Annotated in this window: 17 protein-coding genes; 10 read left to right on the forward strand and 7 right to left on the reverse strand. The window is 68.9% G+C overall.

Going from position 1 to position 21,428, the window contains the following annotated elements:
- Positions 1-19: 19 nt before the first annotated feature.
- Entirely contained in the window at positions 20-982 is a 963-nt protein-coding gene (galE, locus tag QQY66_RS19735; RefSeq protein ID WP_301981661.1) for a UDP-glucose 4-epimerase GalE, read from the reverse strand.
- Entirely contained in the window at positions 979-2,040 is a 1,062-nt protein-coding gene (gene galT / locus QQY66_RS19740) for a galactose-1-phosphate uridylyltransferase (protein ID WP_301981662.1), read from the reverse strand. Before galT ends, galE begins: the two co-directional genes overlap by 4 nt.
- 177 nt (positions 2,041-2,217) lie before the next feature.
- Here galT and QQY66_RS19745 point away from each other — a divergent pair, with 177 nt between their 5' ends.
- Positions 2,218-3,897 carry a sodium:solute symporter family protein gene (locus tag QQY66_RS19745; protein ID WP_301981663.1) on the forward strand — a complete coding sequence of 560 codons (1,680 nt, stop codon included), beginning with the start codon at positions 2,218-2,220 and terminating at the stop codon, positions 3,895-3,897.
- Between the two features lie 30 nt (positions 3,898-3,927).
- Positions 3,928-4,254: a hypothetical protein gene (locus tag QQY66_RS19750; RefSeq protein WP_301981664.1), complete on the forward strand. Its 327-nt coding sequence runs from the start codon at positions 3,928-3,930 to the stop codon at positions 4,252-4,254.
- Positions 4,255-4,348: 94 nt separating this feature from the next.
- Here the strand turns inward: QQY66_RS19750 and QQY66_RS19755 are convergent, their stop codons facing one another.
- The 4 genes from QQY66_RS19755 to QQY66_RS19770 all read right to left on the reverse strand — a co-directional run bounded on the left by QQY66_RS19755 (position 4,349) and on the right by QQY66_RS19770 (position 11,081).
- Complete coding sequence (locus QQY66_RS19755; RefSeq protein ID WP_301981666.1) at positions 4,349-5,059, reverse strand: response regulator transcription factor; 711 nt, start codon at positions 5,057-5,059, stop codon at positions 4,349-4,351.
- Between the two features lie 259 nt (positions 5,060-5,318).
- Positions 5,319-7,127 carry a PQQ-binding-like beta-propeller repeat protein gene (locus QQY66_RS19760; protein WP_301981667.1) on the reverse strand — a complete coding sequence of 603 codons (1,809 nt, stop codon included), beginning with the start codon at positions 7,125-7,127 and terminating at the stop codon, positions 5,319-5,321.
- Between the two features lie 83 nt (positions 7,128-7,210).
- Positions 7,211-9,055 carry a PQQ-binding-like beta-propeller repeat protein gene (locus tag QQY66_RS19765; RefSeq protein ID WP_301981668.1) on the reverse strand — a complete coding sequence of 615 codons (1,845 nt, stop codon included), beginning with the start codon at positions 9,053-9,055 and terminating at the stop codon, positions 7,211-7,213.
- A gap of 223 nt (positions 9,056-9,278) precedes the next feature.
- A complete protein-coding gene (locus tag QQY66_RS19770; RefSeq protein WP_301981669.1) occupies positions 9,279-11,081 on the reverse strand; it encodes an ABC-F family ATP-binding cassette domain-containing protein in 1,803 nt (600 codons plus the stop codon).
- 247 nt (positions 11,082-11,328) lie between these two features.
- On the opposite strand from QQY66_RS19770, the gene QQY66_RS19775 reads away from it, so the two are divergent.
- The 8 genes from QQY66_RS19775 (at position 11,329) to QQY66_RS19810 (ending at position 20,065) form a co-directional block, all read left to right on the forward strand.
- Positions 11,329-11,730, forward strand: a complete 402-nt coding sequence (locus tag QQY66_RS19775; protein WP_301981670.1) for an SseB family protein — start codon at positions 11,329-11,331, stop codon at positions 11,728-11,730.
- Positions 11,727-12,338, forward strand: coding sequence for a hypothetical protein (locus tag QQY66_RS19780; RefSeq protein ID WP_301981671.1), 612 nt, complete (start codon positions 11,727-11,729; stop codon positions 12,336-12,338). Before QQY66_RS19775 ends, QQY66_RS19780 begins: the two co-directional genes overlap by 4 nt.
- Positions 12,338-17,038, forward strand: coding sequence for a putative T7SS-secreted protein (locus QQY66_RS19785; RefSeq protein ID WP_301981672.1), 4,701 nt, complete (start codon positions 12,338-12,340; stop codon positions 17,036-17,038). Before QQY66_RS19780 ends, QQY66_RS19785 begins: the two co-directional genes overlap by 1 nt.
- Before the next feature lie 113 nt (positions 17,039-17,151).
- A complete protein-coding gene (locus QQY66_RS19790; protein ID WP_301987417.1) occupies positions 17,152-17,511 on the forward strand; it encodes a barstar family protein in 360 nt (119 codons plus the stop codon).
- An 84-nt stretch (positions 17,512-17,595) separates the two neighbouring features.
- Entirely contained in the window at positions 17,596-17,880 is a 285-nt protein-coding gene (locus tag QQY66_RS19795) for a hypothetical protein (RefSeq protein WP_301987419.1), read from the forward strand.
- 158 nt (positions 17,881-18,038) lie between these two features.
- The gene (locus tag QQY66_RS19800) at positions 18,039-19,268 is read left to right on the forward strand and encodes a helix-turn-helix domain-containing protein (RefSeq protein ID WP_301981673.1); all 1,230 of its coding nucleotides are present in this window, start codon (positions 18,039-18,041) and stop codon (positions 19,266-19,268) included.
- Positions 19,269-19,414: 146 nt separating this feature from the next.
- Complete coding sequence (locus QQY66_RS19805) at positions 19,415-19,711, forward strand: hypothetical protein (RefSeq protein WP_301981674.1); 297 nt, start codon at positions 19,415-19,417, stop codon at positions 19,709-19,711.
- A 189-nt stretch (positions 19,712-19,900) separates the two neighbouring features.
- Entirely contained in the window at positions 19,901-20,065 is a 165-nt protein-coding gene (locus QQY66_RS19810; protein WP_301981675.1) for a hypothetical protein, read from the forward strand.
- Between the two features lie 155 nt (positions 20,066-20,220).
- Here QQY66_RS19810 and QQY66_RS19815 read toward each other — a convergent pair whose 3' ends face one another.
- A complete protein-coding gene (locus QQY66_RS19815) occupies positions 20,221-21,339 on the reverse strand; it encodes an N-acetylmuramoyl-L-alanine amidase (RefSeq protein WP_367666983.1) in 1,119 nt (372 codons plus the stop codon).
- Positions 21,340-21,428: the final 89 nt, after the last annotated feature.

Here is a 21,428-nt window from a genome sequence, read left to right on the forward strand (position 1 = left end):
CGGAAACCCGGCCCTCAACTTACTTGCCGCGCGACTGCGCGAATTCCCACGCGTCCGCGACGATCCCGGCGAGGTCCGCTCGGGACGGGTTCCAGCCGAGCCGCTCCCGGGCGGTGGAGGCGGACGCGACCAGCACCGCCGGGTCGCCGCCGCGGCGCGGGGCCGTGACCTCGGGGATCGGGTGCCCGGTGACCCGGCGGACGGTCTCGATGACCTCGCGGACGGAGAAGCCGTTGCCGTTGCCGAGGTTGCAGATCAGGTGCTCGCCGGGCTGCGCGGCCTCGACGGCCAGCAGGTGGGCCTCGGCCAGGTCGGCGACGTGGATGTAGTCGCGGACGCAGGTGCCGTCCGGCGTCGGGTAGTCGTCGCCGAAGACGGAGATCGCGTCGCGCTTGCCCTGCGCGACCTGGAGGACCAGCGGGATCAGATGCGACTCGGGGTCGTGGCGCTCGCCGTACGCGCCATAGGCACCGGCCACGTTGAAGTAGCGCAGGGAGACCGCGGCCAGGCCGTGCGCCGCCGCCTCGCCGGTGATCATGTGGTCGACGGCGAGCTTCGAGGCGCCGTACGGCGAGGTGGGCGCCGTCGGGTCGGTCTCGGTGATCGGCGTGTTCACCGGCTCGCCGTACGTGGCCGCCGTAGAGGAGAAGACCAGCTTGCGGACGCCGGCCTCGCGCATAGCGCCCAGCAGCGCCATCGTGCCGCCGACGTTGTTGTCCCAGTACTTCTCGGGCTTCACGACCGACTCGCCGACCTGCGAGAACGCGGCGAAGTGCAGGACGGCGTCGAAGGAGGCGTCCAGCCACTTGGCGGCGTCGCGGATGTCGCCCTCGATGAAGGTGGCGCCGGTGGGCACGCCCTCGCGGAAGCCGGTGGTGAGGTTGTCGAGGACGACGACCTCGTGGCCCGCCTCCAGCAGATGCTGGGCGACCACGCTGCCGACGTATCCCGCGCCACCGGTCACCAGGTACTTACCGCTCATGAACTCGCTACCTCTCGCAGTCGCTCGGCCGCGCGCTCCGGCGGCACGTCGTTGATGAACACGTTCATGCCGGACTCGGAACCCGCGAGGAACTTCAGCTTGCCGGACGTGCGGCGGATGGTGAAAAGCTCGAGGTGAAGGGCGAAATCGTCCCTGCTCACACCGTCGAACTCGTCCAGCGCGCCGAACGGGGCCTGATGCCAGGCCGCGATGTACGGCGTGGGCGGTTCGCCCTCGCCGAAGATCCGGTCGAAGCGCCTCAAGAGTTCCAGATAGAGCTGGGGGAATTCTGTGCGCGCCGCCTCGTCGAGCCCGAGCAGATCGGGCACGCGGCGCTTGGGGTACAGATGGACCTCATACGGCCAGTGCGCGGCGTACGGCACGAAGGCGACCCAGTGTTCACCCTCCAGGACGACCCGCTCACCGGCGAGTTCACGCTCCAGGACGGCGTCGAAGAGGTTCTCACCTCCGGTCGCTTCCTTATGAGTTGCGAGAGAACGCAGCATGAGCGTGGTGCGCGGCGTGGTGAAGGGGTACGCGTAGATCTGGCCGTGCGGGTGGCCCAGGGTCACGCCGATCTCGGCACCGCGGTTCTCGAAGCAGAACACCTGGTCTACGGAGGGCAGATGGGACAGCTCCGAGGTCCGGTCGGTCCAGGCGTCGAGCACCAGTCCCGCCTGTTCCTCGGTCAGTTCGGCGAAGGACACGTTGTGGTCGGAGGTGAAGCAGACGACCTCGCAGCGGCCGGAGTCGCCGGCGAGGGAGGGGAAGCGGTTCTCGAAGACCACGACGTCGTACGACGAGTCCGGGATCTCGCTCAGCCGCTCGCCCTCGGAGGGGCACAGGGGGCACTCGTTGGCCGGCGGGTGGTAGGTGCGGCCCTGGCGGTGCGAGGCGATCGCGACGGAGTCGCCGAGCAGGGGGTCCTGCCGGATCTCGGACGTGGTGACGGTCCGCTCCAGCGGACGGCGGTCCACGGCGTCCCGGACCGTGTCGTCGCGCAGGTCGTAGTAGACCAGCTCGCGACCGTCGGCCAGCCGGGTCGAGGTCTTCTTCACTGCGGACTCCCTATCAGGGCCACTCAACCAACCAACATAAGTCAACATATCGAAACACGAGATACCACCACAGTCAACATCACAATCAAACAAAGAGCACCATACGAACTGTCCAATCACTGAACACAGAGGCGTAGGTTCCGCTCTGGATCAGTTCGCGCAACGAAGCGAGTGCTTATGCAAACCCCCACATATCTGGCCGCTGAGCTCCGACTCCCCACCAACTGGCTCGACTACACGATCCTCGGCATCTACTTCGTCGTCGTCCTCGGCATCGGCTTCGCCGCTCGCCGCTCGGTGAAGACGAGCCTCGACTTCTTCCTCTCGGGCCGGTCGTTGCCGGCCTGGATCACAGGTCTCGCGTTCATCTCGGCGAACCTGGCCGCCACCGAGATCCTCGGCATGGCCGCCAACAGCGCGCAGTACGGCGCGTACACCGTGCACTGGTACTGGATCGGCGCCATCCCGGCCATGGTCTTCCTCGGCCTGGTGATGATGCCGTTCTACTACGGGAGCAAAGTGCGCTCGGTTCCCGAGATGCTGCTGCTGCGCTTCGACAAGTGGGCACATCTGCTCAGTTCGGCTCTGTTCGCCTTTGCCGCCGTTCTGATCGCCGGTGTGAACCTCTACGCCCTGGCGATCGTCGTCGAGGCCCTGCTCGGCTGGCCGCAGTGGGTGGCGATCGTGGTCGCGGGCGCGTTCGTGCTGGCGTACATCACCCTCGGCGGTCTGTCGTCCGCGATCTACAACGAGGTGCTGCAGTTCTTCGTGATCCTCGCGGCCCTCATCCCGGTCGTCGTGCTGGGCCTGAAGAAGGTCGGCGGCTGGGACGGTCTGACGGACTCGCTGACGAAGACGCACGGCGCCGACTTCACGACAGCGTGGGGCGGCACCGGCATCGGAAGCGACAACCCACTCGGCGCGAACTGGCTGACGATCGTGCTCGGCCTGGGCTTCGTGCTGTCCTTCGGTTACTGGACGACGAACTTCGCGGAGGTCCAGCGCGCCCTGTCCGCGAAGAACCTGAGCGCCGCCCAGCGCACCCCGCTCATCGCCGCGTTCCCGAAGATCTTCATCGTGTTCCTGGTGATGATCCCGGGGCTGACGGTCGCGGCCCTGATCCCCGGCTTCGGCACCGCCGACTCGGGCTACCAGTACAACGACGCCATCCCGTATCTGATGGAGCAGTTGCTGCCCAACGGTGTCCTCGGCATCGCCGTGACCGGTCTGCTCGCGGCGTTCATGGCGGGCATGGCGGCCAACATTTCGTCCTTCAACACCGTGTTCACCAACGACATCTGGGCCCGGTACGTGGTCAAGGGCCGTCAGGACGAGTACTACGTCGGGTTCGGCCGCCTGATCACGGTGATCGGCGTGTGCGCCTCGATCGGCACGGCGTTCCTGGCGTCGTCGTTCTCGAACATCATGAGCTACCTCCAGACGCTGTTCTCCTTCTTCAACGTGCCGATGTTCGTCGTCTTCATCGTCGGCATGTTCTGGAAGCGCGCCTCCGCGGTGTCCGGCTTCTGGGGACTGCTCGCCGGCACCGTGGCCGCGATGGTGAACTACTTCTGGATCTACAAGGAGGGGATCATCGACATCCCCTCCGACCAGGGCGCCAACTTCGTCTCCGCGATCGTGGGCTTCGTCGCCGGCGCGGTCGTCATGGTCGCCGTGTCGCTGTTCACCAAGCCGAAGCCGGCCGAGGAGCTCCAGGGCCTGGTCTACGGCACCGTCTCGCCCGGCATGTCGGAGGCACCGGCCGTCGGCGACGACGCCTGGTACCGCAAGCCGGCCCTGCTGGGCTGGGGTGCGATCATCCTGGCCGCCGCCTGCTACATCCCGTTCTCGTTCTGACGGCATCCTGGCAAGGGAGTTTGAGAAACCATGTCTGAGCACTCCGGACACTCCGAATACTCCGAGAAGGACGTCCTGCGGGAAGTCAGCGAGTTGCAGGCCAAGTCCGCCACCGCGGCCCGCATCTTCGACCTGCGCCGCATCATCGGCGGCCTGTTCGTGATCTACGGCGTGATCGTCACGATCGCGGGCATCTCCCCGTCCGACGCCGACCTGGACAAGGCCGAGGGCGTCAACATCAACCTCTGGACCGGGCTGGGCATGCTGGCGCTGGGGCTGTTCTTCCTGGCCTGGCTGTGGCTGCGGCCGACGCCTCCGCCGCCGCCGGACGTCCTGCCGGACGAGTCGGCCGAGTGACCTCGCCGGTGAGATCGGGGCCGGAGTCCTTTACGGGCTCCGGCCCCGTTTCTGATCCACTCGGCGCCGTTTCTGACTCGGGCCTCGCTCTGACCTACTCCAGTCCCGTCCCCGTCCCCGTCTCCGGAGCCGAGTGCGGTACCGGACCCGCTCGGTCCAGCAGCCCGGTCCTGGCCGCCAGGGCCGCCGCCTCCAGCCGCGACCCCACGCCCAGCTTCATCAGCACCCGCTGCACATGCGTGCGGGCGGTCGACGGGGCGATGCCCATGCCCGCCGCGATCAGCCGGGTGTCCTCGCCGTCGGCGACCCTGACCAGGACCTCGACTTCTCTGGGCGTCAGCATCTGCAGCAGGCGCTGGCCCTCGTCGTCCGGCTGAACCGCCGGGTTGAGGAGTTCGCTGAAGGCGCCTTGCAGGAGCTGCGGCGCCACGGCCGCCTCGCCCGCCCTGGCCTTCATGATCGCTCGCTCCACGCCTTCGATGCGCTCGTCATGCCGTACATAGCCCGAGGCGCCCGCGGCGAACGCGGCGGCTATGCCGCGCGGTGACGGCACGGGCCCGAGAACCAGCACCGCGACCTGCGGGCGCTCCCGTTTGATCTTCAGCACCGGGTCGAACGTCCCCGGCTCGGCCGGTGCCGCCGTGCCGAGCAGGCACACCTCAGGTGCGCGCGTGATCACCAGTTCCGCCGCGCCCGCGGCCGGTGCCGCCGCGGCGAGCACGCGATGGCCCCGCAGTTTCAGCGCCGAGGCCAGTGCCTCGGCCAGCAGTCGGTGGTCGTCGACCACCATGAGCCGCACTCCCATCGAGCAACCCCCCAGTCCCCCCAATGGATGCCCCACTATGCATGCCCACTGGTCCGCGCGGCCAGAAGCCCCCACCCGGCTCCCCCGCTCTTCATGCCCCCGGAAGCTACACGCTTGTTCGACGTTGCGCTCCCCTACCGGTGAGAAGTGCCCCGGATCGACGGAACTTCTCGCTTTCCGCTCGTTCGAGGGTGATGGGGCGGTACGCGCACGGCCCCGCCTCTGAGCAGGGACGGGGCCGTCAACGCGGGCGAGTGGTTCAGCCGTTCGTGCCGAACGCGATCACCAGGTACCTCTTGTCGTCCGGATTTCCGAGTTCACTCGCGTACACGGAAGACATGTACAGATGCCCCTGCGAGTAGAGGAGTTCGGAGTACTGCGGAGACATACGGGTCTCCACATCCCGCACCGTCTTCACGGCCGGGTTCTCCAGCAGCTTCGTCTCCTTGAAGCTGCCACCGTCGATGCTGACGATCTGTCCGCCCTTGTCGTACGGCGGACGCTTGTACGCGATGATGTTGCCGCCGTCCATACGCAGCGGCGTGATCGTGTACCGGTCGCCCGCGTCCGCGCGCTGCCCGGTCTGCTTGCCGGTGGCCAGGTCGAAGGCGACGATCTCGTTGGTACGGCCGTACTCGCCGCCGCCGTCGTGCTCCTGGGTCTCCACATAGAGCCGGTCGTTGCCCACCACGACGCCCGTGCAGGACTCGATCCTGGTGACGCCGGAGCAGCGGGCCTCGAACTGGTCGCCCGGCACGGAGATGCGGATGCGCAGCTTGCCGGTGCTGTTGTCGATCGAGAAGACGTCCGTGATGCCGATGGCGTCCTTGGAGTCGCCGACCTCGGCGGCCACGACGAGCGGCTGGGTGGACACGACGCTGGCGTACTCGACCCCCTCGGCCAGCTTGTACTCGGAGTTCACCTTCCCGGACTTCGGATCGATGGTCTGGATGTGCAGCTGGGGATTGTCGTAGGAGCCGCACCTGCGGACCGCGACCAGCTTCTCGCCGCCGGCGTACCCGGCGTCGTGGCAGTCCTCGTTGGCCTTGGGGATCCACAGCGGCTTGCCGGACTCGAGGTCGAACGCGGCGCCGCCGCCGGAGCCGCCGGCGGCGACCGTGCCGCCGCTGACGGTGATGTTGTCGAACCGGATCGGCTGGCCGCCGACCTCGGCGGTCTTCGTCCACAGCTTTTTGCCGGCGTCGAGGTCGAGCGCGGCGATCTGGGTGCAGCCGTTCGAGGGCTTCGCCTTGGTCGGCATCGCGGGCTCGAAGGCGACGGCCGTCAGGTTGTCCTCGGTGACGTGCTTGCTGGCCTGGCAGACCGGGCCCGGCAGCGGGATCTTCCACAGCTCGGTGCCCTTGTCGGGGTCGTAGCCGACGATCTCGGCGACGCCGCTCTTCACGTACGCCTTGTCGGTCAGCCACGAGCCGGACACGACGACGGTGGTGTCGTCCGCGACCTTGGGTGACGGGACCTGGAAGAGGACCTGCGAGGAGGCGTCGGCGGGCGCCTTCTCCGTGCCGGCGGGGACGCTGCCGCCGCCTCCCGTGCCGTCGTCGTCCCCGCCGCCGGTGCCGCCGCTGGAGCCGGCGGTGTCGTCCTTGCCGCCCTCGTCACCGGACTGCGAGTACCACACGCCGCCGACGATCAGCGCGATCACCACGACGGCCGCCACGATCACGGCCAGCGTCGTGTTGGACTTCCGCCCGCCGCCGTTCGGCACGGTGGGGTGGGGGTGCTGCGGCATGCCCGGCTGCGGATAGCCGTAGCCGGAGGGCTGGCCGTACGGGTTCTGCGGCTGTGCGTACGGGTTGGGCTGCTGGCCCGGGTAGCCGTATCCGGGCGGGGGCGACTGGGGGTGGCCGAAGCCGGGCTGCGGCGGTGGGGCGGCGGGTGGCATGCCCTGGGGGGCGTGCGGTGGGTGCGCGGGGGGCTGCGGTGCGCCGAAACCGCCGGGGCCCGACTGCTGGGGCGGTTGCGGCTGGGGCGGCTGGTCCTGGGGTGGGCCGAACCCTCCCCCCTGCGGGGGCTGGTGGGGCGGCGGTGGGGGCGGCGGCTGGGTCATGGCGTGGGTACCTCAGGGGAGGGGGACGGCGGGTGCGGCGGGTACTCAGGGGACGGCGGTCAAGGTCATGCCTGGTGCGCGCCTCACTTGCCGAAGGCGAGCATCAGCTTCTCCTTGCTCTCGTCGTTGCCGCTCAGCCGGGTGCTCGCGAGGTAGAAACGCCCGTCGACCCAGTCGAACACGCTGGAGAAGAAGCCGTTTTCGACGTTCGCCGTGCCCGCCGGGTTCTGCAGCAGCTTCGTCGGCGTGTGGCTGCTGCCGGTCACCGGGATCGACACGACCTGGCCGCCCGCGTCGTACGACGGCTGGACGTACGCGATGAGCTTGCCGTCCTCGACCTTGATCGGCAGCATCGGCTCCTCCACCGGGGACTTGACGCGCCACTTCTCCTTGCCGTTGGCGAGGTTGATCGCGACGATCTCGTTGGCGGTGGTGGTGGCGTCGGTGGGCAGGTAGAGCGTGTCGGCGTCGGCGGCCGAACCGGTGCAGCCCTGCAGATCACGCTGGAGGATGGCCCATCCGCACTTGGCGCCGATGTTGAGGTCGACGCCGACCTGCGAGCGGAACTTGCCGCCGGCGCCGAAGGTGGAGATGTTCCACGCCTTCTTGTCCTCGTTGGTGCTGTAGATGACCAACGGGTCGAGGGAGTAGACGCGCGCGACCTTCCAGCCCGTCTGGAACTTCCGGGTCCACTTGGCCTTGCCGGTCGCCGGGTCGAGCTCCTGCACCTCGTCGTGCTCATTGGTGCCGGTGGCATCGCAGGACGCCACGGCGATCAGCTTCTCACCGCCCGCGAACGCGTCCGGGAAGCACTTGTCGCCGTACCTCGTCTTGTCCCACAGCTTGTCGCCGCTGTCGATGTCGTACGCCGTACCGGACTGCGAGCGGCCCACCATCAGCGTCTTGCCGGTGATGGACAACTCGACGTCGAGCGTGCTGTCGAACAGCGCGCCGTCGCCGACCGTGCCCTTCCAGCCCTGTTCGCCGGTGTTGAGGTCGATCTGCTGGAGCTGGTTGCACTTGGCGCGGTCGCTGCTGCCGTTCATGTACGCCACGACGATCTTGTCGCCGGACGACTTCTGCGGCGTGACCGCGCAGATCTTCTGCGGGAAGGTGATCGGGTCCCAGGTCTCGCTGCCGTCGCCGACGTTGTAGGCGAAGAGCTGCTTGTACGCCGCCTTCACCGCCGCCTTGTCGGTGATCCACAGGCCGGGGGCGTCGGCGCCGCTGCCGGGCGCGTCCGGTGCCTCCTTGTACCAGAGCACCTTCGACTCGCCCGCCTGGCGACCCTCGTTGAGGTCCTCCGGGTCGGAGCCGCCGTCACCGCCGCCGCCGTCACCGGAGCCGGTCGGGGCATCGGAGCCCTTCGGGTCGTCGCTCTGCTGGGCGACCGGCTTCTTGTCCTTGTCGTTGCCGCCACTGGTCACCGCGAACACGGTGCCGCCGATGACGACCAGCGCCGCGACCGCGGCGCCGATGACGAGAGCGGGCTTTCCCTTGAAGGGGTTGCGCGAGCCGGGGCCAGGCGCGCCCGGGTACTGCGGCGGCGGGTAGCCGTAACCCTGGGCGGGCTGCTGGCCGTAGGGCCCGGGCTGCTGCTGGCCGTACGGTCCCGGCTGCTGCGGCGGCTGGGCGTACGGACCGGAGGCGTAGGGCCCCGGCTGCTGGCCGTACGGGCCTGGCTGCCCCGGCTGCTGCGGGTAGCCGTACCCCGGCTGCGGGGTGCCCGACGGCGGGCCCTGCGGGGGCGGCGGTGCCTGGGGCGGGCCCTGGGGCGGAGGGGGTGTCTGAGGGGGGCCCTGCGGCGGGGGCGGGGGCTGCGGAGCGCCACCCTGCTGCGGGGGCTGCGGTGCTCCGAAGCCGCCCTGGCGTGGGTCCTGTGGTGCTCCGAAGCCGCCTTGCGGCGGCTGGTTGGGCGGCTGGCTCATGAGCGGTTCCCCCTTCGACCGGTGTGGTGCCACGTTCTGTGCCGTCGCGTCTCGGCCACACCAGCCGTCTCTCAGACTTTTCTCAGACGAGCCTTTCTATCACCCGCCGCCGACAGCGCACCGGCGCTCATCGGCCCCTGTTCCCAAGGGAGGACCGGCCTGTGATGCCCTCGTTATGACCCTTCACGCCCCCTTCACGCACCAGCGCGCCGGGCCCCAAGTGCTACGCGTCCTCGGCGAGTTCCAGCCAGCGCAGTTCCAGTTCCTCCCGCTCGCCGGTCAACTGCCGCAGCTCGGCGTCCAGTTCGGCCACCTTTGCGAAGTCCGTGGCGTTGTCGGCGATCCGGTCGTGCAGCTTGGTCTCCTTCTCGGAGATCTTGTCGAGCTGCCGCTCGATCTTCTGCAGCTCCTTCTTGGCGGCGCGCTGGTCGGCGGCGCTCGGCCCGGCGGCGGACTTCACCGCGACGGGCGCCGAAGCGGCCACCGCCTCCTCCATGCGCCGGCGCCGCTCCAGGTACTCGTCGATGCCGCGCGGCAGCATCCGCAGGGTGGCGTCGCCGAGGAGGGCGAAGACCCGGTCCGTCGTCCGCTCGATGAAGAACCGGTCGTGGGAGATGACGATCATCGAGCCGGGCCAGCCGTCGAGGACGTCCTCGAGCTGGGTGAGGGTCTCGATGTCGAGGTCGTTGGTGGGCTCGTCGAGGAAGAGGACATTGGGCTCGTCCATGAGGAGCCGGAGGATCTGGAGCCTGCGCCGCTCACCACCGGACAGATCACCGACCGGCGTCCACTGCTTCTCCTTGTTGAAGCCGAACGTCTCGCACAGCTGCCCGGCGGTCATCTCGCGTCCCTTGCCGAGATCGACGCGCTCCCGCACCTGCTGCACGGCTTCCAGCACCCGCAGGCCGGGGTCGAGTTCGCCGACCTCCTGGGAGAGATAGGCGAGCTTGACGGTCTTTCCTACGGCGATCCGCCCGCCGGCCGGCTGCGCCTCGCCCTCGGTCCGTGCCGCCTCGGCCATGGCGCGCAGCAGGGAGGTCTTGCCGGCGCCGTTGACGCCGACGAGACCGATGCGGTCGCCGGGGCCGAGCTGCCACGTCAGATGCTTGAGCAGCACCTTCGGCCCGGCCTGGACGGTCACGTCCTCCAGGTCGAAGACCGTCTTGCCGAGCCGCGAGGACGCGAACTTCATCAGCTCGCTGCTGTCCCGGGGCGGCGGTACGTCCGCGATCAGCTCGTTGGCGGCCTCGACGCGGAAGCGGGGCTTCGACGTACGGGCGGGGGCGCCGCGCCGCAGCCAGGCCAGCTCCTTGCGGACCAGGTTCTGCCGCTTGGTCTCCTCGGTGGCGGCGATGCGCTCGCGTTCGGCGCGCGCGAAGACGTAGTTGGAGTAGCCGCCCTCGTACTCGTAGACCGAGCCCTTCTGCACGTCCCACATGCGCGTGCAGACCTGGTCCAGGAACCAGCGGTCGTGGGTGACGCACACGAGCGCGGACCGGCGCTCGCGCAGGTGCTGGGCGAGCCAGGCGATGCCCTCCACGTCGAGGTGGTTGGTGGGCTCGTCCAGGACGATCAGGTCCTGCTCGTCGATGAGCAGCTTGGCGAGCGCGATACGGCGGCGCTCACCGCCGGAGAGGGGGCCGATGACGGTGTCCAGCCCCTGCGGGAACCCGGGCAGGTCAAGCCCTCCGAACAGCCCGGTGAGCACATCCCTGATCTTGGCGTTGCCCGCCCACTCATGGTCGGCCAGATCCCGGATGACCTCGTGGCGCACGGTGGCTGCCGGGTCGAGGGAGTCGTGCTGGGTCAGCACACCCAGCCGCAGCCCGCCGGAGTGCGTGACGCGTCCGGTGTCGGCCTGCTCCAGCTTGGCGAGCATCCGGATGAGGGTCGTCTTGCCGTCGCCATTACGGCCCACGACGCCGATGCGTTCCCCCTCGGAGACGCCGAGGGAGATCCCGTCGAGCAGGGCACGGGTGCCGTACACCTTGCTGACGTTCTCGACATTGACCAGATTGACGGCCATTACTCTCCTGACACGGGGGTCGATCGACCCTCCAGGGTAGTCGGCGGGGCGGGGTGCGGTCCGTCCGGCGGGGTTTCCCGGGCGGCATCGGCCGCTGGACCACCGGCGGCTCCGTCCGCTGGACCACCGGTCGGCCTGGCCGAAACGCGGAGGCTGGGTCCTTTCTGGATTCCTCTGGACTCAGCGGCCTAGCATGATCGTTCGCTTGTGCGATGAGCGGTGATGTCTGCGACCGGGGGTGGCCAACGTGAGCGCTGAGGCGTTGCGGCTGCGGCTGGCGGACCTGGCGGCGACCGGGCAGGGCGACCTGCGTGAGGTCGTGGGGGAGTTCCGGCGGGGTGAGGTGCTGGTGCCGGTGGTGGACGGTGCGCTGCTGTCGGTGGAGGCGGGTGGTGTCCGCTGGTTGCTGGTGTTCACGGATGATGCGGCGCTGGAACGTTTCGCTGGGGCGCGGGGTGAGGCTGTGCCCGAGCGCGTGCCGGTGTATGGGGCGCGGCTGCTGGATCAGGTGATCCCGGAGGCGGCGCGGGTGAGCGGGCCGGTGGGGATCGCGGTGGATGCGGGGAGCGCGGCGGGGATGGTGCTGCCTCCGGTGATGGGGATCGTGGCGGACGCGGTGGCGGTGGACGCGGAGGGGGCGAACCTGTGAGTGGGGGTCACGGGGGCGGGTACCGGGTCGATCCGGAGGCGCTGGCGCGGATCACCCGGGGCATCAACCAGGCGATGGACGAGCTGAAGGAGCTGGGCTTCGACATCGAGGCGAACCTGGGGCGCGGCTTCGACGAGCTGGAGCTGGCGGGCCTGGAGGTGGGGGATGCGAATCTGCGGCAGGTGTTCGCCGACTTCTGCGAGCGGTGGGGCTGGGGTGTGCGCTCGCTGATGCAGGACGCGAATGAGTTCGCGGGGCGGCTGAATCTGTCGGCGGGGATCTATCACGAGCAGGAGGAGTACGTCTCCAGCACCCTGAAGACGGCGTGGACGGCGGCTGCGGGCAACCCCTACCTGACGGCGGAGGAGGCCGGGCAGCGCTCCTGGTCGGACACCTTGAAGGACAACACCGTCTCGCACGTCGCCGGCGCGGACTACAGCGCGGAGTCCTTCGCGGCGGGCGGGGAGGCGGCCCAGCAGGCCTGGGCGCAGGCCGGGCAGGACGTGGAGAGTTCGACGGTGACCCCGGACGCGCTGCTGGACCCGGACACGGACTGGCAGTGGAGCGGCCTGCCCGAGGCCCAGGCGTCCGGGGAGGGTGAGCGCTGATGGGCCTGGGGGATGCGCTCAACAGCCTCGGGGACGGCCTGGAGAGCGCCGTCGACGGCGCGAAGGAGGGCGTCGGGGAGGCCGTCAACTGGGGTGCGGACCGGGCGGCGGACGGGCTGTCGGCGGTCGGCGCGGACGGCATGGCAGAGGGGGTGCGCGACTTCGGCGAGGGCGTGAACAACCGGCTGGGCGGCGGGGTCGCCGAGCGCCAGCTGGGAGAGAGCGAGGACCCGAAGGAGCTGGTTCATGGCAGTCCGGAGGCGTTGGAGGCGCGGGCGAGGCATCTGCGGGACTTTGCCCGGGCGTTTGAGAACGTCGGCAAGGGGATGCGGTCGCTGGATGGCGGGGATGGCTGGCAGGGGCAGGCGGCGGTTGCCTTTCGTGCGAAGTTCGACATGCAGCCCAAGCAGTGGCTGACGGCGGCCGACGCCTGTGCGGAGGCGGCCGGCGCTTTGGAGGCGTATGCGGACACGGTGCGCTGGGCGCAGCAGCAGGCGCAGGTCGCGATCGACGCCTTCCGGAGCGCGCAGGAGGCTTACCGGCGGGCGGCGGACGCGCACAACGCCCGGGTGGAGGCGTACAACCAGGCGGCCGAGCGGTACAACACCGCGCTTGCGGCAGGCCGGGATCCGGGGCAGAGGCCGACCGAGCCCGGCGTGTTCACCGACCCGGGGGTGGCGGGTCGGCGGGAGGCCGGGGAGATCCTGGCCGAGGCGCGCCGCCAGCGCACGGACGTGGCCCGGGACGCACAGCGCCGGATCGCCACCGCCCTGGCGACGGCCCCGCCGAAGCCGGAGTTCACCGACCGGCTCGGCGCGAACGCCGCGGATGCCTTCGTCGGCACCCAGCTGAACTCGGTCCATGTGATGGGCGGCCTGCTCAGGGGCGGCGCGGACATGGTGAAGCTGGCCCGCACGGTCAACCCGATGGACCCCTACAACCTCACCCACCCCGGCGAGTGGCTGGGCCAGTCCAACATGCTGCTGGCCGGGCTGGTGGGGACGGCCGCCCACCCCGAACGGCTGCCGATGTCGGTGCTGGGCAGCGGCTGGCGCAGCGACCCGGGCGATGCGATGGGGTACCTGGCTTCGAACCTGATCGGCGGCAAGGGAGCGGGGGCCGCGGGGAAGGGGGCGCTGCGCGGGGCCGCCAAAGGGGCGGCGACGGGAGGAGCCCGGGAGGGTGTCCGTGCCGGACTGCGGGACGCCGCCCGGAAGCTGTGGTGCAAGACCTTCGGCGGCGACCCCATCGACATGGCCACCGGCCGCATGTCGCTGCCCCAGACGGACGTCTCCCTGCCCGCCAAGCTGCCCCTGGTCTTCACCCGTCAGTTCGAGTCGTCCTACCGGGCCGGCCGCTGGTTCGGCCCCGCCTGGACCTCCACCGCGGACCAGCGCCTGGAGATCGACGCCGAGGGCGTCATCTTCGTCCGCGAGGACGGCTCCCTGCTGGCGTATCCGCACCCCGCACCCGGGGTGCCGGTACTGCCCGTGGACGGCGACCACCACCCGCTGACCGTGGACGGCTACGGCGACTACACGGTCACCGACCCCGAATCCGGCCGCACCTGGTACTTCGCGGCCCCGGGCGGGGACGGCAACGGCATCGCCCTGCTGGAGCAGCTCACCGACCGCTCCGGCAGCCAGTGGCTCACCTTCGAATACGACAACCAGGGCGCCCCCACGGCGATCGTCCACTCGGCCGGCTACCACCTGAAGATCACCACCGAGGGCGGGCGCATCACCGCCCTGCACCTGACTGGCACCGACCACGCCATCGAGCTGGTCCGCTTCGGCTACGACGAGCGCGGCCACCTCGCCACGGTGACCAACTCCTCCGGCATACCGACCCAGTTCACCAACGACGAATCCGGCCGGATCACCGCCTGGACCGACACGAACAACTCGTCGTACCACTACAGCTACGACGAGCAGGACCGCTGCACCTTCCAGTCGGGCGACGCGGGGCACCTGCGCAACACCTACACCTACGACGAGACCGACCCGGAGACCGGCCACCGGGTCACCACCCGTACCGACTCACTGGGCCACACAACCCGTTACCTGATCAACGACCGTTTGCAGGTGGTGGCGGAGACCGCCCCGGACGGCGCGACGACCCGCACGACCTACGACCGCCACGACCGCCCGCTGACCATCACCGACCCACTCGGCCACACCACCAGCTACGCCTACGACCAGGTTGGCCGCCCGATCATGGTCGTCCGCCCCGACGGCCTCTACAGCAGCGTCGGCCACAACGACCAGGGCCTGCCGGTCTCCATGTCCGGCGCGGACGGCACGCATGTCACCCAGCAGTTCGACGAGTTCGGCAATCGCACGACGGCGACCGACGCCTCCGGCGCCACGACCCGCTTCACGTACGACGACCTCGGCCACTTGGCGGCGATAACGGACGCGACGGGCGCGACGACGACGGTCCGCTGCAACACCGCGGGCCTGCCGTTGGAGATCACCGACCCCCTCGGCGCCGTGACCCGCTACGAACGCGACGCCTTCGGCCGCCCAACGAAGGTCACGAACCCCACGGGCTCAGTGACCTGCCTGGAATGGACGATCGAGGGCCGCCTGTCCCGCCGTATCGCCGCAGACGGCACCACGGAGTCCTGGACGTACGACGGCGAGGGCAATTGCACCAGCCACACCGACCCGATGGGCGCCGTCACCCGCTACGAGTACACGCATTTCGACCTGCTGTCGGCCCGCACGGGCCCGGACGGCGTCCGTTACACCTTCGACCACGACACCGAACTACGCCTGACGAACGTCACCAACCCACAGGGCTTGACCTGGAGTTACGAGTACGACCCGGCCGGGCGCCTCGTCACGGAGACGGACTTCGACGACCGCAGGCTGACGTACTCGCACGACGCAGCAGGCCAACTCACCACCAGCACCACCGCCTCCGGCCAGACCATCCGCTACGAGCGGGACGTGCTGGGTCGCGTGCTGCGCAAGGACGCGGCCGGAACGGTCACGACGTACGCGTACGACGCGACGGGCGGCCTGGCCAAGGCAACGAACGCGGACGCGGTCCTGGAGTTGCAGCGGGACGAGATGGGCCGCTTGATATCCGAGACAGTCAACGGCCGCACACTCACGTACACGTACGACACGTTGGGCCGCCGCACCAGCCGCACCACGCCAACCGGCGCCACCAGCACATGGAGCTACGACGCGGCCGGCAACCGCACCGCGCTGACCACCTCCGGCAACACCCTCACCTTCACCCACGACGCGGCAGGCCGCGAACTGACCCGCCACATCGGCGAAACCCTCACCCTCACCCACACCTTCGACCCCCTGGGCCGCCTGACCAAGCAGCAACTCACCGGACCAGCCGACAGACGCCTCCAGCAGCGCGCCTACACCTATCGCGCCGACGGCCACCTGATCGGCATCGACGACCTACTGAACGGCACCCGCCGCTTCGACCTGGACCCGGCGGGCCGAGTCACGGCGGTCCACGCCGCGAACTGGACAGAGCGGTACGCATATGACGAGGCAGGCAACCAGACCTACGCCGCTTGGCCGCAGCCGATGCCGGGCCAGGAAGCAACCGGCGACCGCATTTACACAGGCACCCGCATCACCCGCGCAGGCAACGTCCGCTACGAACACGACGCAGCAGGCCGCGTCACCCTGCGCCAGAAGACCCGCCTGTCCCGCAAACCGGACACCTGGCGCTACACCTGGGACACCGAGAACCGCCTCACGTCGACGGTCACCCCCGACGGCACAACATGGCGCTACCGCTACGACCCTCTCGGCCGCCGCATCGCCAAGCAACGCCTCGCTGCAGACGGCGAAACGGTCCTGGAGCAGGTGGACTTCACCTGGGACGGCACCGCCCTGTGCGAACAAACCACGCACACCCCCGGCACCACCCAGCCGCACATTACCCTCACGTGGGACCACCACGGCCCCAACCCGATCGCCCAGACCGAACGCAAGGTCCTTGCTGATGCGCAACAGGAGGAGATCGACCAGAGTTTCTACGCCATCGTCACCGACCTGATCGGCACCCCCACCGAACTCGTAGACGAACAGGGTGAGATCGCCTGGCGCACACGCACCACCCTGTGGGGCACCACGGCATGGACGGCGAACAGCACGGCGTACACACCCCTACGCTTCCCCGGCCAGTACCACGACCCCGAAACCGGCCTGCACTACAACTACTTCCGCCACTACGACCCCGAAACCGCTCGTTACACCACCCCCGACCCCCTCGGACTCGCCCCCGCACCCAACCCCGCCACCTACGTCCACAACCCACACACCTGGACCGACCCCCTCGGACTCACACCGTGCGGGGTGGGGCATGTCCTGGGCGACACCTCCAAGCTCCAGGGCTGGATTCCCACCGAGGTGCCCGCGGAATCCAAGGCGGTGCTTCAGGACATTCGACAGTTCGGTGTTGAAGCGCAGGGTGCCGGACCACAGCATATGGGACCATCAATACCCCGGCCGTTCGAGAACAGCGGAAAGAACGGCGGATACAAGCTTCCCGAGTTTGACAGCGCCGGGCAACCCATTCGCTATACAGAATGGGGAACCGTCCAGTCGGCGTTGAACCCGAAGCCCGGCGGGGAACGGATCATCACCGGTTCCGATGGCTCGGCATACTACACTCCGACCCACTATCAGACCTATATAGTCATGGAGGTTGGTCGATGAGTGAATTCCCTTGGTGGGCGGAGTCGCCCCCCTGGGTCCACATCGCCGCAAACGATTCACCGGTACCAGCGAGGCAGGCCCTGCCACCGAGCGGATCCATCTTTGTCGCCAGAATGCAAGGACGGGAGATGTCCGATGTCGACAGCGTTTTTACACAGTTCTATGAGAACCTCCGACTTCCGGACTACTTCGGCTGGAACTGGAATGCGCTTTACGACTGCTTGTCTGACCTGAACTGGCTCGCCACTACGCATTTTCTACTGATCGTGGATGACGCTGAAAGCGTTCTCTCCGAGAGCCCTGAGGAGCGCCCAGTTTTCTTCCGAATCCTCCTCAGGTCGGCTGAGCACTGGGCGAATAAGCCCAATTTCCCGCATCGCACGAAGAGTACGTTTCGCGTAATTCTCCTGTGCGACCCTGTAGTGCGCGGCAAATTGAGCGGAGAGGTCGCACGGGCTCAGGAGCTGCTGTGACCAGAGCTTCGGCGTGGGTCACGTCCGCTGACGTGGTGCTGTGACAGCCGCCAGAACCGTCATCATTGACCGGTGACCACATGGATGCGCTGCTACTGGGACGAGGAAGACACCTGGTTCTACTTCGAGGTCAATGCCGAAGGGTGGGTGACTCGGCAGATCGAACTCGAAGGGCCTGAGCTGACCCCGATCGCGGCAGCCTGCCTCGGGGAGTACGACAGCAGGTTCGGGATCACCGCCGAACTCCCCGTCTCCGAGTGGGAAGGCCATGATCCGGAGCAGTTGACCTTCCAGGAGTTCGAGGAGATCTGGGAGACCGCTCGCCGACAGATCGCCCGCCCGGTCGTCATGACTCCAGAAGTGGCGTGAGGAAATGCCATACGACCTGAGACACAAGTAAGCGGCCACCCGATGAGTTAGCCCAAGAATCCGCTGGTCAGTGCAACGACCTGTGTCACGGGCCGCGAGTCCCTACACGGACCATGCCGATCACCGTTCTCAACAGAGCCACCAGAGGTACCTTCAAGGTGTCGAGACTGAAGGACTCCACGATGCCCTACTCGGAGGAAACGGCGGGCGGGCGGATCGGGCAGCGCATCGCCGCAGCGCGCAAGGCGCGTGGCCTGACACAGCTCCAGCTTGCGCAGCGCATCCCGTGCTCGAAGTCCTTGATCGCTCAGGTCGAGCGGGGCCACAAACCGGCCACGCCCGCACTCACCGCCGGTGCCGCACGCGCCCTCGGGGTCCGGCTGGAGCAGTTGACCGGACAGCCTTACGAGGATCCACAGCGAGGCCGGGTGTACGCCACAGTCCCGGACATCCAGACGGCCATGCTTGGCTGGGATCTTCCCGACGAGAACCTGCCCGTGCGGTCGTACGACGGCTTGGCCGCCGACGTCGCGTACGCCTCCGCGCTCGGACGCAAGGCGACGTACGCCAAGCTCGGCCGGATGCTGCCGCCGCTTCTCGATGAGCTGTCGACCGCTTGCCATGCCGCCGAGGGAGCCGACCGGGAGCGGCTGTTCGGGCTGTTGGCGGAGGCGTACTCCGGGGTCACGGCGATCGCGTACACGCTGGGGCTGTTCGACCTGCGCTCCCAGGCCATGGACCGGGTGCAGTGGGCCGCCCGCGAGTCTGCCGATCCGCTGCGCATCGGCCGGACGCAGTGGCAGCGTGCGACGCTGTTCCTCCAGGCGGCCGCGTACGACCGCGGCATTCTTCTGCTGGACCGCGTGCGGCGCGACCTGGGGGAGGACATCGGCCGCATGGACGATCCCACGCTCAGTGTGCACGGCGCTGTACACCTGCGGTCCGCGATGTTCGCCGCGCGGGCCGGCAACCGGCCGACCGCCCATGCGCACCTGGACGCCGCAGCGGAGGCCGCAAAGCGCCTCGGACGGGACGCCAACCACTACGGCCTGGAGTTCGGGCCGACCAACGTGGCCATGCACCGGCTCGGGGTGGCCGTGGAGATGTACGACGGGCCTGAAGTCGTACGCCGGACCCGTCGCACCCGACTGCCCGCCAACGTGGCGCCCGTCCGGGCCGGCCGCTGGTACATGGACGCCGCGAAGGGCTGGCTCGACTACGGGAATCGCGAGAAGGCGTTCGCCGCGCTCCAGGCAGCGCGCCGCGTCGCACCCGAGCAGACCCGGAACCATCCCCAAGTGCGGGAGACCGTACAGACGTTGATCCACCTGGAGCGCTACAGCAAGGAGTCGCTTTCTGGGTTCGCCTCATGGATCGGCATCACGTGATGTTTCACAAGTCGTGAAACTCGCTGTGCGCGCACCACAGCAGCATGAAGAGGTCAGTCCCCGACGAGGTGGTGAGACCTCGCCGGGGTGCCAACGCTGCTGAGGAGCGTCGACAATTGCACCTTGTACCACGGGCTCTCGAACGGGTGAGAACACTCCTGTCCGGTCCCCGCAAGCCCAAGAGACCCAGCCGTGCCCGCACGGCGCACGGCACCCCCGACCAGTGCCCGCAGGCGCCCGCGCCCTCGTTCCGGCCGACGCCGGAGATGTGGGGCGCCGTACTCGAACTCGCACGGATGCGCCGCGCCGGACGCACCCGCGCGCCGCTGGACAATCGCCACGGCCAGGTCGAGACACCCGCCCTCGTACGCGTCTACGTGCTGCCGCCAGGAGAACGCCAGCACACCCTGCGTGCATGGCAGTTGACAGAGGCAGGCCGATGAGTGGAAACAGGGTCGAGTCACATGCACAGTCTGTCGAGCTGCCCATGTTGCGGGCCTACCGTCAGTGGTTCGAACACGTCCTCAAATGCGACGGCTGCAAGAGCGTCAGCCGGGCGCAGGACGGCTGTGAGACCGGACGGGAACTGTGGGGCGCGTACCGCCTCGCGCGGATCGGGGAGAGGTCATGACATGGGGCCGGACGCCGAACTGACGCTCACCCCAGTCGACGCCGAGCACCTGCACGCTGCCCTGTGCCGCGCCCTCGACGCACACCCGGCACCCGCGAACGCGCCCGGCTGCCGTACGCGGGCCGCGCCCGCCGACCCGAATCCGGGCCCCGGGTGGGCGCTGTGACAGCGCTCGATCATCAGCGGATAGCTGCCGCTTCCCGGGCGCTGCCCGGCGCAAGGGCGGCAAACATGGCACCCGTGCGTACGGGCTGCTGCGCCCTGTGAGGCAGTTGGCAGTTGGCCTGCATACCGATGCAGGCCAACTGCCAGCGGAAACGATCAGGAACCCGTGCCCGCGACCGCCGCACGGACCTCGCCAAGGAGGTCGTACATCGTCTGGCCGGGGCAGGTGGTGTCCAGCCAGTTGCGGTGCCCGCTGATCGTGTTCGCGTCCTTCTTGACGCCGTTGACCGGGTTGACGAAGGTGACCTGCGCCTGCGGGTCCAGGCCCTTGAAGCGGGTGATCACCTTGATGAGGCGGATCAGTGAAGCCTTGGCGGCATCCGTGGGCGGCTGGCCGGCCAGGTTGCCGAGGAGGGCGATGCCGAGGTTGCCGGAGTTGAAGCCGGCCGTGTGGAAGGCGGTGACGAGGTTGCCCTTCGCGTCGAAGGCCGGGATGCCGTCGTCGCCGGAGTAGCGGCCCTCGTAGACGGTGCCGGCCTCGTCGATGAGGAAGTGGTAGCCGATGTCGCCCCAGTCGTTGGTTATCGCGTGGTACTCGTAGATGCTACGCACGGTCGCCGCCGGGTCGGGGTCGGCGTTCGAGGTGTCCGTGTGGTGGACGGTGATCGTCTGCAACGGGTAGTACGTCTCGGGCGAGTTGACCTTCCCGTCCTTGTACCGCTTCGACTCGTCGGCGCCCCACGCCGGCCGCGACAGGTACCGCACCCCACGCACGCGGGTCGGCTCGGTCGGCACCCGGAAGGTCTTGCCGGCCCCGCCCGTCGTGTCGATCGCCAGCGAGCGCACCCCGCTCACCCCCTGCGGCGCCTTCAGCTCGTACGCGGTGGCGTCCCCCGCCGCCACCAGCGCCGTGCCGCCGTTCTCGACGGTCGCGCAACCGCCGCCCAGCTCCTGCCACTTGCCGTCCGCGAACCGGATCCCGGCACCGGCCTCCGCGCCGGTCCAGCGGACACCGACGTACGAGATGGCGAAGGGGGCGGTGGTCGCGGCGGTGCCGGTGGCCGCCTCGGTGCGGGTTGCCGGGAATTTCTGGGGCTCGGTGCCGGGCGTACCGGACGCGGTGTCCGAAGTGCCGTCGTCCGAGCCGGAGTCCGTGGCCGCGAAGACGACCGGGGTCAGGGCTGCTCCGGCGGCCACGGCACTGCCGGCGGCGATCACGCCGCGCCGGGAGAGCGAGCGCTTCCTGCGGTGGTCGGGAGTGGGAGATGCAGACACAGGTGTGCCTCCAGGGTCAGTTCACTTGGGGGACGCACGACGCGCGCACTCTGCGATTTGCTACGGCGAGTGCTTGAAGTTGAAAGAAC

The sequence above is a fragment of the Streptomyces sp. DG2A-72 genome, from assembly GCF_030499575.1.
Lineage (GTDB): Bacteria > Actinomycetota > Actinomycetes > Streptomycetales > Streptomycetaceae > Streptomyces.

Excerpts from the sequence above, each read along its gene's own strand:
- QQY66_RS19795 (WP_301987419.1), top strand. The coding sequence starts at position 17,596 with ATGCGCTGCTACTGGGACGAGGAAGACACCTGGTTCTACTTCGAGGTC.
- QQY66_RS19790 (WP_301987417.1), top strand. The coding sequence starts at position 17,152 with ATGCAAGGACGGGAGATGTCCGATGTCGACAGCGTTTTTACACAGTTC.
- QQY66_RS19750 (WP_301981664.1), top strand. The coding sequence starts at position 3,928 with ATGTCTGAGCACTCCGGACACTCCGAATACTCCGAGAAGGACGTCCTG.
- QQY66_RS19760 (WP_301981667.1), bottom strand. The coding sequence starts at position 7,127 with ATGACCCAGCCGCCGCCCCCACCGCCGCCCCACCAGCCCCCGCAGGGG.
- QQY66_RS19785 (WP_301981672.1), top strand. The coding sequence starts at position 12,338 with ATGGGCCTGGGGGATGCGCTCAACAGCCTCGGGGACGGCCTGGAGAGC.
- QQY66_RS19745 (WP_301981663.1), top strand. The coding sequence starts at position 2,218 with ATGCAAACCCCCACATATCTGGCCGCTGAGCTCCGACTCCCCACCAAC.
- galE (WP_301981661.1), bottom strand. The coding sequence starts at position 982 with ATGAGCGGTAAGTACCTGGTGACCGGTGGCGCGGGATACGTCGGCAGC.
- QQY66_RS19810 (WP_301981675.1), top strand. The coding sequence starts at position 19,901 with ATGGGGCCGGACGCCGAACTGACGCTCACCCCAGTCGACGCCGAGCAC.
- QQY66_RS19765 (WP_301981668.1), bottom strand. The coding sequence starts at position 9,055 with ATGAGCCAGCCGCCCAACCAGCCGCCGCAAGGCGGCTTCGGAGCACCA.
- QQY66_RS19770 (WP_301981669.1), bottom strand. The coding sequence starts at position 11,081 with ATGGCCGTCAATCTGGTCAATGTCGAGAACGTCAGCAAGGTGTACGGC.
- QQY66_RS19755 (WP_301981666.1), bottom strand. The coding sequence starts at position 5,059 with ATGGGAGTGCGGCTCATGGTGGTCGACGACCACCGACTGCTGGCCGAG.